Annotated in this window: 8 protein-coding genes; 4 read left to right on the top strand and 4 right to left on the bottom strand. The window is 71.9% G+C overall.

Going from position 1 to position 10448, the window contains the following annotated elements; genetic code table 11:
* Window positions 1-215 precede the first annotated feature (215 nt).
* Window positions 216-1208 (bottom strand): LCP family protein, encoded by a 993-nt coding sequence (locus tag ACSGDB_RS07815; protein WP_434993976.1) that lies wholly within the window; start codon window positions 1206-1208, stop codon window positions 216-218.
* Window positions 1209-1379: 171 nt separating this feature from the next.
* A complete protein-coding gene (locus tag ACSGDB_RS07810) occupies window positions 1380-2168 on the bottom strand; it encodes a hypothetical protein (protein ID WP_434993975.1) in 789 nt (262 codons plus the stop codon).
* A gap of 211 nt (window positions 2169-2379) precedes the next feature.
* Between ACSGDB_RS07810 and ACSGDB_RS07805 the strand changes: the two genes are divergently transcribed.
* The 3 genes from ACSGDB_RS07805 (at window position 2380) to ACSGDB_RS07795 (ending at window position 4313) form a co-directional block, all read left to right on the top strand.
* The gene (locus tag ACSGDB_RS07805; protein WP_434993974.1) at window positions 2380-2868 is read left to right on the top strand and encodes a DUF3515 family protein; all 489 of its coding nucleotides are present in this window, start codon (window positions 2380-2382) and stop codon (window positions 2866-2868) included.
* 41 nt (window positions 2869-2909) lie between these two features.
* Window positions 2910-3767: an SMP-30/gluconolactonase/LRE family protein gene (locus tag ACSGDB_RS07800; RefSeq protein ID WP_434993973.1), complete on the top strand. Its 858-nt coding sequence runs from the start codon at window positions 2910-2912 to the stop codon at window positions 3765-3767.
* 318 nt (window positions 3768-4085) lie between these two features.
* On the top strand, window positions 4086-4313 hold the full coding sequence (locus ACSGDB_RS07795; protein ID WP_434993972.1) for a DUF3072 domain-containing protein: 228 nt from the start codon (window positions 4086-4088) through the stop codon (window positions 4311-4313).
* A 59-nt stretch (window positions 4314-4372) separates the two neighbouring features.
* Here the strand turns inward: ACSGDB_RS07795 and ribA are convergent, their stop codons facing one another.
* Both ribA and ACSGDB_RS07785 read right to left on the bottom strand, forming a co-directional pair.
* A complete protein-coding gene (gene ribA, locus ACSGDB_RS07790; RefSeq protein ID WP_434993971.1) occupies window positions 4373-5761 on the bottom strand; it encodes a GTP cyclohydrolase II in 1389 nt (462 codons plus the stop codon).
* Window positions 5762-5834: 73 nt separating this feature from the next.
* Complete coding sequence (locus ACSGDB_RS07785; protein WP_434993987.1) at window positions 5835-6764, bottom strand: LysR substrate-binding domain-containing protein; 930 nt, start codon at window positions 6762-6764, stop codon at window positions 5835-5837.
* Between the two features lie 140 nt (window positions 6765-6904).
* On the opposite strand from ACSGDB_RS07785, the gene ACSGDB_RS07780 reads away from it, so the two are divergent.
* Window positions 6905-10366 (top strand): bifunctional proline dehydrogenase/L-glutamate gamma-semialdehyde dehydrogenase, encoded by a 3462-nt coding sequence (locus tag ACSGDB_RS07780; protein WP_434993970.1) that lies wholly within the window; start codon window positions 6905-6907, stop codon window positions 10364-10366.
* Window positions 10367-10448 lie beyond the last annotated feature (82 nt).

The following is a 10448-nucleotide window of genomic DNA, read 5'->3' as shown; positions in this document are numbered from 1 at the left end:
AGGCATCGGGGTGGGCGTAAGTACGGGAATAGGCGTGACGGGCAACCGCAATGGCACCCGTGCGGGCGCAGTGGGCGCCCGCGTGACCTCAGGAGGGTCAGTCTGCTCAACAACAAATGAGTCGACGGCAGCGGCGGGTGCGAGCGGGAGCGAAAAGACAAGGATAAGGGCGAGGATCGTTGCCGCGAGAGGACGGAGCCTCACCCTGCCGTCAGTCATGATCCGATCTCCGGGTTCGCCGTGAGATAGTCGGCCAGGGAGTCGTCCTGCAGTGCCTCGCCCACCTGCGCAATGGCAGCATCGTCCTTGACGATGATCGACTGGCCGTCCCCGGAGGTCCCGGTGCCGAGGTTCGGCAGGGTGAAGAAGTCGATGTCGCTGGAGCGTACGCCGCGCAGGGAGACCGCCAGGGACCCGAGCTCGCCGGCATCGAGGCTGTCGTCCACGGAGACGAAGGGGGCCATTTGGTCGACCACCCGGTACACCTTCTGCGGATCGGTCAGCGTGTCCGCGGTGAGCAACTTGCCGATGACCGACTTCACGAACAACTGCTGGTTCTTGACGCGCTGATAGTCGCCGTCGCTGAATGCGTAACGCTCGCGGACGAAATTCAGTGCCGACTCGCCCTGCAGGGTGATAGGGCCGGCGGCGAAGTACTCGCCATCGCTTCCGCCGGACTGGAACGCGATGGGATTGTCGACCTCGACGCCGCCGAGGGCGTCGGTGAGGCCCTTGAAGCCCTCGAAGTCGATACTCGCCACGTGGTCCACGCGCACTCCGAACAATCCCTCGACCGTCTGGACCACGAGAGGTACCCCGCCCAGGCCCATCGCTGCATTGATCTTGGCCTCCCCGTGGCCGGGGATCTCCGTCCAGGTGTCTCGCATGATCGACATGACCTGGATGTCCTGGCGGTCGGCCGGGATGTGCATGAGCATCATGGTGTCCGACCGGCTGTCCGACGGATCTGCCGCCGCGACGTCACCCGGTCCCTCCGCAGTGGCCCGGGAGTCGCTGCCGAGCAGCAGGATGTTCAAGGCCCCTTCGGCCTCGGGGGCTACCGTGGGTCGGGACTCCTCGGCCGGGAAGGCCGTTTCGATTGTTTGCGTGTTCTGGTTGAAGGACTGCGCCAGGGAGAACAGGTACCCGCCCGCGGCGAGGGCGGCGACGACCACGAGCGACCCGACGATCAGGAGGGTGGTCCGCACCGGGTGCTTGCGCCGAGGCCGACGTCTGTCACTGGTCGTGTAGGGCTCGGTCGCGCTGGCATGGTCGTCGAGACTCAAAGGGCTCCCCCGGTCGTAGCAAAAATCAGTTCATGGTACGGCGTGAAGCTGAGGTGATCGTCCAGGCGCCGAGATCGGCGGGCCTGAGGGTGATCAGTGCCGCCGGCGTCGGACGGCGAGGACCACGACGGCGGCGAGCGCGGCGGCGATCAGGCCCGCGCCGATCCAGGCGACCGGCGCCAGGGACGCGGCCCGCTCCTCCTCGGCGGGGGCCGTCGCGCTGCTGCTCGCGGTCGGCGTGGCGGACCGGGTGGCGGGCGGAGTGGCGCTCGCCGTGGCGGTCTCCGTCGCCGGGGCAGGGCCGACGACGTCGGTCGACGCGGTCGGGGCCGGCGGGGTGGCCGTGACCGGTGTCGTGTCCTCCGCCGTCGCGGATGCCGTCGCCTCGGGCGAGGCCGACGGGGTCGCCGTCGCCGTCGGCTCGGCCGGGCTGGGGCTCGGTGCGGGCACCGGAGCCTCGTCGGCGACCGGCACGACCTCCCCGGTCACGGCGTCGTACCGGAGGTTCGTGTAGATGAGGGTGTCGGCGAACACGAGGTTGCCCGTCCCGGGTTCGATGAGGTGCCCGGTCCCTGGGTGCACGAGGAACCCGGTCCGCGCGTTGATGGCGAAGCCCGTGGCCGGGTCCGTCCCGGAGATCGCCAGCGGGTCGACGACGGGCGGGGCAGGCTCCCCGAACGTCGCGCCCGGCTGGGGCTGTTCCACGACGCGCTGCTGCTGCTGCTGGCCCGCGACGGCGGGCCGGACGGACGAGGGCTCGGATTCGACGGCCAGGGCGGCCGCCGGGGCGGAGAGGACGGCTGCTGTGAGGAGGAGGGCGACCGTGCCGGTCGTGGTCCTGAGGGAAGCGGCAGTCGGGGGGAAGCGATGGTGCGTGGTCATTCGTCCTCGGCTCGGGATCTCGCACGCGCGGGTTGGGGGCAACGCCGGGTGCGCGGGGGGAACCGGCGGCTGAGACTGGCTGCCGGCTCCTGAATCCTACTGTCGGCCGCTCCCGCCGCCCTGCTTCCTCCCGCTCCGGATGAGCCCGTGTCGTGCAGGCGCGGAGCCCGCGTCCGCCGCGGCAGCGCAGGACCACCGATAGGCTGGCACCATGCCTGCCCTCCGCCGCACCCTGACCTCCCTGCTGCCTGCCGTGGTCCTTCTGGCCGGGGTCACCGGGTGCTCCGCGGTGGTGGACGTGGACCCCGCCGGGGACGCCGCGAACGCCCGGTGCGCCGACGTGATGATCGCGCTGCCGCCCACCGTCGCGGAGAACGAGCAGCGCGAGACGAACAGCCAGGCCACCTCGGCCTGGGGGGACCCGTCCCGGGTGGTGCTGCGCTGCGGGGTGGATGTCCCGGGACCCACCACCGATCCCTGTGTCACCGTGAACGACGTCGACTGGGTGGTCCGCGAGGGCGACCCGGCCTGGACGGCCACCACCTACGGGCGCGACCCGGCGGTGGAGGTCCTGTTCGACCCCGACGAGGTCGCCTCGAGCACCGTCCTCGTGGAGCTCGGCGACGCCGTGTCGCGCGTCGACCAGGCGCGCGCGTGCGTCGGTCTCGCCGACGCGACCCCCGCGCCCACGGACGGCTGAGGCCCCGCCCGCAACCACACCACCCACTGCCAGGAGGCACCGTGAAAGCCGAGCAAATCTCCGACGTCTGCACGTTCCACGGCGAGGGCCCGTACTGGGATCCGCGCCGCGGCGAACTCCTGTTCGTCGACATGATGGAGGGCGACGTCCTGCTCCGCCATGAGGACGGCAGCATCGACCGGCACAGCGTCCACCCGCGGCTGGCCGGGGTCCTCCGCGGACGCACCTCCGGCGGCTACGTGATCGGCGTGGAGCGCGGCTTCGTGTTCACGGACGACTCCTTTTCGACCATCGAGCAGGGCCCCGAGGCCTTCGGCACCACCACGGTGCGCATGAACGACGGCGGCTGCGACCCCGCGGGCCGCTTCCTGTGCGGGTCCATGGGCTGGGAGGGCGGGTTCGGCGCGGGGAGCCTGTACTCGCTGGACACCGATCACACCGTGTCGACGCTCCTGACGGGCCTCACCGTGTCGAACGGGCTGCACTTCTCCCCCGCGGGCGACACCGCCTTCCTCAGCGACACCCCGACGGGGCGCATCGACGCCCTCGGGTACGACCTCGACGCCGGCCGGTTCACCGACCGCCGCACCTTCGCCGTCGTCGAACCCGCCCTCGGCATGCCGGACGGCATGGCGATCGACGCGGAGGGCGGCGTCTGGACGGCCCTGTACGGGGGCGGCGCCGTGGCCCGGTACGACGCCTCGGGCCGGCTCTCGGAGCACATCCCGCTGCCGGTCACCAACGTGACCGCGTGCGCGTTCGGCGGGAAGCACCTCTCGACGCTGTTCATCACGACCACGCAGGAGAACATCCCCGAGGGGTCGGAGCCGCAGGCCGGTGCGCTGTTCGCCGTCGAGACGGGCGTCGCCGGGACTCCCCTGCCGATGTTCCGCGGCTGAGCCCCGGGCTCCTCTTCGGACGTGCTTCACCCTCGAGCGCCGGCCGACGTGGTTCAATCCATGCAGCACGCGGACGTCCTGCGTGCACCTTCCCGCACAGCCGTCATCTCAACTCCGTGGGCGATGCACTGGGCGAGCACGGCCAGACCGCCCAGTTGTATGTGGGGCTCGTCGAGGTCTTCGGGATCTGGCAGATCTACCACTACCAGGAGTACTACGGCGAGGTTTGACGACGCCGCCCCTCAGCGCTGCCGACGGAGTGTCGGAGACGCTCAGTAGACTGACGGTCCACGCCGATCACGACGACAAGGAACGCACATGGCAGACACACTGGGAAGCCCGCAGTCAGAACCCGAGGGCGGCTTCGAGCGCGATCCCTCCGACTGGGTCACGGGCGACGAGCCGATGACGGCGGCACAGCGGAGCTACCTCGACACCCTGGCCCGCGAGGCCGGCGAGGAGATCCCCGCCGACATCAACAAGGCCGAGGCCTCCGAGCACATCGACCGGCTGCAGGGCAAGAGCAAGAGGGTCAGCGACTCCTGACCCGCACCGGTCCCACGTCCCGCTCACCCCGGGACGTGGGACCGGACGCAGGCCGCCCCCTACCGAACGCCGGCGAAGTTGAACTCGGTGCAGATGTCCTGGCCGAAAACGAAGCGCCGCACGGGCGCCGTGCGCGCCTCGGCGAGCGCGTCCGAGCCGGTGAAGCGGATGCCGGGCACGCCGTCGCCCACGAGCACCGGCGCCGTCGTGAGGTACAGGCGGTCCAGCAGCCCTGCCTCGAGGAAGCGTGACACGGTCTTGCCGCCGCCCTCGATGAGGATCTTCTCCAGTCCCCGCGCCTGCAGGACGGCGAGGATGCGTTCCGGCGCGAAATCCGCGGCGCGGACCCGCAGCACCTCCACGGTGGACGGCAGGCCGTCGGGGGTCACGGCGTCGGCGCCGATCACCCAGAGCGTGGGCACGCCGTCGTCGGCCAGGACCCGGGCCCCCACCGCGACGCGCGCCGAAGCGTCCAGGACCACCCGTACGGGGCTGGAACCGGGCACGTCGCGCACCGCCAGCGAGCAGTCCTCGGTGAGGACGGTCGAGGCCCCGACCACGACGGCGTCGACGAGAGCGCGCAACCGCTGCAGGTGCCCGTGGTCGCCGCGGTCCTCGTGGAGGCCGGCGTCGCCGGATCGGGAGGCGATGAAGCCGTCGAGACTCTGCCGCAGCTGGCCGACGACGAGCCGCCCGGGCGCCGCCGCGAGATAGCCGTACCGGTGGGTCAGTTCCTCCGCCTCGCCGGGCGCGGGCGCCGGAGGGACGGCGCCATGGAGCAGGGACCTCCAGGCATCGGCGGACGGCGGCGTGTCGTGCCGCATCCGCGCGCGCTTCGTCGCGAGGTAGCCGGCGTTCTCCGTGCGCTCGGACACGGGGAGGCCGCGGCGCTCGACGACGTCGATCCCGAGCTCCTCGAGGGCCTCCTCCTTCGCGGGATTGCCGGAGAGCAGACGGACCGCACGGATGCCGAGGTCCTGGAGGATCTCGGCCGCCTGGTCGTAGTTCCGGTCGTCGATGGGCAGCCCCAGCTCGGTGTTCGCGTCCACGGTGTCCACGCCCTGGTCCTGCAGGGCGTAGGCCTTGAGCTTGGCGAGCAGTCCGATGCCGCGCCCCTCGTGCCCGCGGACGTAGACGACGACGCCCCGCCCCTCCCCGGCGATGGCGGAGAGCGCGGCGTCGAGCTGCTCCCCGCAGTCGCAGCGCCAGGAGCCGAAGGCGTCCCCGGTGAGGCACTCGCTGTGCACCCGGACCAGGGGCGGCGCGTCGTGCGCGCCGTGCATGGCGTCGTCGATCCCCCGCGCCAGGGCCACGTGCTCCGTCCCGGCGCTGTCCCGGTAGCCCACCATGCGGAAGGTCCCGTGCCGGGTCGGCAGCACGGTCTCGACGACCCTCTCGATGGTGGCCGGCACGGGAGCCGATGCGGGGCGTGCGGATTGCAGGGACATGGAACAACCTTAGGAGCGGAGCGTGGTGACGCGAAAAGCAGGTCTGCCGGTGTCAACGGGCGGCGGGGCGTATTTATTGCTCGTCCGGGTGCGGGGAGGCGGGACGCCGGACGTCCGCGGCGGCCCGGCCCAGGACCTCACGGACCGCGAGGACGGCGGGGCGCCGGCCACCGGCGCGGCGCGCCGAGGTGAAGATGGAGCGCCGCGGGTCCTCTGCGAGGTCGAGCAGCCGCACGGGCACGTTCCGGCCCGTCCAGACCAGCTCCGGCATGAGGGCGACGGCGTTCCCCGATTCGATGAGGCGGACCTGCGCCTGCAGGTCCGCCGTCTCGTAGCGTACGTCGGGTTCGAAGCCCGCCCGGCGGCACGCCTGCTCTGCCCAGTGCCTCGACGCGGCGCCCCGGGGCTCCATGACCCAGGCCGCACCGGACGCCTCCGCCACCGACGCGATGTCCGAGTAGCTCCGGCCGGCGGGTGGCACGGCGAGCTGGATGGCGTCCTGCGTCAGTGCCACGTGGTCGAGCTCGGGGTGGCGCGGGGCGGCATGGCCGGGGTACTGCTCCGCGATCACGAGGTCGAAGTCCCGGGCGAAGGTCTCGTAGAGGGCGGTCTCGGGCTCGCGCTGCACCATTTCCACGCGGACGTCCGGGTAGTCCCGGCTCATCGCGGTCAGCGCGTCCGGCATGAGCGCGAGCGCGGCCGACTGGAACACCGCGACGCGGACCGTCCCCGACACCGTGGTGAGGGAGGCGGCGAGATCCGCCTCGGCCCGCTCGAGGGTCTCGAGCAGTTCGGCGGTATGCGCGACGAGGACCTCGGCCTGCGCCGTGAGGACCACGCGTCGCCCGGTCTTCCGCAGGAGTTGGACGCCCGCCTCCTTCTCGAGCTGGGCGAGCTGCTGGGACACGGAGGAGGGGCTGTAACTGAGGGCGGCGGCGACGTCCGCGAGGGTCCCGCGGATCTTCAGTTCCCGGAGTAGCCGGAGTCTGCGCAGGTCGAGCATCGACGTCCCAATCATTCGGTTGTGCTGATGAATACCGTTCGGTAATCATCGCTTCTCCTAATCGTACGTGCGGTCGATACTCGTAGGTAGCTGCTCCATTCCCGCGCCCGGCGCGAGCCGTCCGACCGAAAGCCGTTGCCATGACAACCCAGATCGAGCCCGCCATCTTCTCCGCCGGTCCCACCGGCTCCACGGACATCCCGGCCACGCTGCCGCGCGAGGCGATCGCCCTGGTGCGGCGCTGGCTGACCGAGGCGTCGAAGGTCCCGGTCGACACCTCCGCCCGGCAACTCGCCGGCGTTCTGAAGGACCCGGACGGGCTGGCCTTCACCGTCGGCTTCGTCGACGGCGTGATCCGCCCGGACGACCTCGCGGTCGCGGCCCGGAACCTCGCCGTGATCGCGCCGAAGGTCCCCGCCTTCCTCCCCTGGTACATGCGCTCCGCCGTGAAGGTGGGCGCCGCCGTCGCCCCCGTCCTGCCGCAGGTCGTCATCCCGATCGCCCGCCGCGTGCTGCGCGAGATGGTGGGGCACCTCATCATCGACGCGTCCGACGCCCGGCTGGGCCGTTCCATCGACAAGATCCGGCGCGAGGACGTCCGCCTGAACATCAACCTGCTCGGCGAGGCCGTTCTCGGCGATCACGAGGCCGGGCGCCGCCTGGCCGGCACCGTGCGCCTCCTCGAGCGCCCCGACGTCGACTACGTCTCCATCAAGGTCTCCTCCACGGTCGCCCCGCACACGGCGTGGGCCTTCGACGAGGCGGTCCGGCACGTCACGGAGAAGCTCGCCCCCCTGTACACGCTCGCGGCGCAGGCCGCGACGCCCAAGTTCATCAACCTGGACATGGAGGAGTACAAGGACCTCGATTTGACGATCGCGGTGTTCATGGAGATCCTCGACCGGCCCGAGTTCATGCACCTCGAGGCCGGCATCGTCCTGCAGGCGTACCTCCCCGACTCGCTGGCCGCGATGATCCGGCTGCAGGAGTGGGCTGCAGCCCGACGGGCCCGGGGCGGGGCAGGCATCAAGGTCCGCGTGGTGAAGGGGGCCAACCTTCCGATGGAGCAGGTGGAGGCATCCCTCCACGACTGGCCGCTGGCCACCTGGGGCTCGAAGCAGGACTCGGACACGCACTACAAGCGGGTGCTGAACTACGCCCTGCAACCGGGCCGCATCGAGAACGTGCGCATCGGCGTCGCCGGCCACAACCTCTTCGACCTCGCCTTCGCGTGGCTGCTCGCCGGCGAGCGCGGGGTCCGTTCCGGCATCGAGTTCGAGATGCTCCTCGGCATGGCGCAGGGGCAGGCCGAGGCCGTCAAGCGCGACGTCGGCTCCCTGCTCCTCTACACGCCCGTGGTGCACCCGGCCGAGTTCGACGTGGCCATCGCCTACCTCATCCGCCGCCTGGAGGAGGGGGCGAGCCAGGACAACTTCATGTCGGCGGTGTTCGAGCTCGCGGAGAACGAGGCCCTCTTCGAGCGCGAGCAGAACCGCTTCCTCGCCTCCCTGGAGGATCTCGACACGACGATCCCCGCGCCGAACCGGCGTCAGGACCGCAGTCTCCCCGCCCCGGCCCATCCGGGGTCGGGGTTCTCCAACACCCCCGACACGGACCCCTCGCTCCCGGCGAACCGCGCCTGGGGCCGGGCGATCCTCGAGCGGGTGGACGCCTCCGAGCTGGGGAACGACGTCGTCGCCGCGACGACGCTGACCCGTGCCGAGGACCTCGAGGACACGATCGCGGGCGCCGTCGCCGCGGCGGCGCCCTGGGGCTCGCTGACGGGCGCCGAGCGCGCCGCGGTCCTGCACCGGGCCGGCGACGCGTTGGAGGCGCGCCGGGCCGACCTGCTGGAGGTCATGGCCGCCGAGACGGGCAAGACGCTCGACCAGGCGGATCCGGAGGTCTCCGAGGCCGTGGACTTCGCCCACTACTACGCCGAGCACGCCCGCGAGCTCGACGACGTCGACGGCGCGTCCTTCTCCCCCGTCCGGCTCACCGTCGTCACGCCGCCGTGGAACTTCCCCGTCGCGATCCCCGCGGGATCCACGCTGGCGGCCCTCGCCGCCGGGTCCTCGGTGATCATCAAGCCCGCCCCGCAGGCGCGGCGATGCGGCTCCGTCATGATCCAGGCCCTGTGGGACGCGGGCGTCCCGCGTGAGGTCCTGCGCCTGGCGCACCTCGACGAGGGGGACCTCGGGCGCCGGCTCCTCGCCGATCCGCGGGTGGACCGGGTGATCCTCACCGGCGGCTACGAGACCGCGGAGCTGTTCCGCTCCTTCCGACCCGACCTGCCGCTGCTCGCCGAGACCTCGGGCAAGAACGCCGTCATCGTGACGCCCAGCGCGGATCTGGACCTCGCCGCCAAGGACGTGGCGCAGTCCGCCTTCGGCCACGCCGGCCAGAAGTGCTCCGCGGCCTCCCTGGTGATCCTCGTGGGCAGCGTGGCGACGTCGCAGCGGTTCCGCAACCAGCTGCTCGACGCCGTGGGCTCCCTGTCCGTCGGCTATCCCACGGACCCGAGCACGCAGATGGGTCCCGTCATCGAGCCCGCCGCCGGGAAGCTCCTCGACGGGCTCACGACCCTCGGGGAGGGCGAGTCCTGGGTGATCGAGCCGCGGCAGCTCGACGGCTCGGGCCGCCTGTGGAGCCCCGGTGTGCGCGTCGGCGTGCAGCGCGGGTCCACGTACCACCTCACGGAGTACTTCGGCCCGATCCTCGGCGTCATGACGGCGGCCACGCTGGAAGAGGCCATCGCGCTGCAGAACGACATCGACTACGGCCTCACCTCGGGCATCCACTCCCTCGACGGCCGGGAGATCGCCACCTGGCTCGACGGCGTGCAGGCCGGCAACCTCTACGTGAACCGGGGCATCACCGGGGCCATCGTCCAGCGCCAGCCCTTCGGCGGGTGGAAGAAGTCCGCCGTCGGTGCGGGCACCAAGGCCGGCGGCCCCAACTACCTCGTGGGCCTCGGGGCCTGGGCGTCGAAGGAGTCCCGGGCGCAGGGCGCTCCCCTGCCCGTCGTCGGGCCCCTGCTCACGGCCGCCCGCGCGGCCGGGCTTCCCGAGGCCGACGTCGCCCGGCTCGACCGCGCCGCGGCGTCCGATGCGGCAGCGTGGACGAGCGAGTTCGGCCGCGTGAAGGACATCTCGGGCCTCACGGCGGAGCGGAACCTCTTCCGCTATCTCCCTCACCCGGTGACGGTGCGCCTCGGCGCGGGTGCGCCGGTGGCCGACCTCGTGCGCGTGCTGCTCGCGGCCCGTACCGCCGACGCCCCGGTGAGCGTGTCGAGCGCCGTCGAGCTTCCCGTCGCGCTGCGGTCCGTCGTCCTGGCCCAGGCGGAGCACCTGACGGTCGAGGACGAGGGCGCCTGGCTGGCCCGGGCCGCGTCGCTCACGGCACGCCGCGTGCGGCTGATCGGCGGAGACGCCTCGGCCCTCGCGGCGGCCACCGGCGGGCGGCCGGACCTCGCGGTGTACGCGCAGCCGGTCACCGAGTCCGGGCGGATCGAGCTGCTGCCGTTCCTGCAGGAGCAGTCGATCAGCATCACGGCGCACCGGTTCGGAACGCCCGACGCCCTCACGGACAGCATCCTGTAGCGCCGTCGCCCCTCCCGCGGCCCCGGGCACCCGGAGCGCTCGGTGGGGCACCCGGCGCGGCGGCCCAAACCCGGTGTAACGC

This window comes from Arthrobacter sp. Ld5 (genome assembly GCF_051172775.1).
Lineage (GTDB): Bacteria > Actinomycetota > Actinomycetes > Actinomycetales > Micrococcaceae > Arthrobacter_D.
This window is presented reverse-complemented; position numbering and strand designations above follow the sequence as displayed.

What these genes read in the sequence shown, in the direction of transcription:
- ACSGDB_RS07810 (WP_434993975.1), bottom strand. Translation starts at nt 2,168, where the DNA reads ATGACCACGCACCATCGCTTCCCCCCGACTGCCGCTTCCCTCAGGACC.
- ACSGDB_RS07805 (WP_434993974.1), top strand. Translation starts at nt 2,380, where the DNA reads ATGCCTGCCCTCCGCCGCACCCTGACCTCCCTGCTGCCTGCCGTGGTC.
- ACSGDB_RS07795 (WP_434993972.1), top strand. Translation starts at nt 4,086, where the DNA reads ATGGCAGACACACTGGGAAGCCCGCAGTCAGAACCCGAGGGCGGCTTC.
- ribA (WP_434993971.1), bottom strand. Translation starts at nt 5,761, where the DNA reads ATGTCCCTGCAATCCGCACGCCCCGCATCGGCTCCCGTGCCGGCCACC.
- ACSGDB_RS07785 (WP_434993987.1), bottom strand. Translation starts at nt 6,764, where the DNA reads ATGCTCGACCTGCGCAGACTCCGGCTACTCCGGGAACTGAAGATCCGC.
- ACSGDB_RS07780 (WP_434993970.1), top strand. Translation starts at nt 6,905, where the DNA reads ATGACAACCCAGATCGAGCCCGCCATCTTCTCCGCCGGTCCCACCGGC.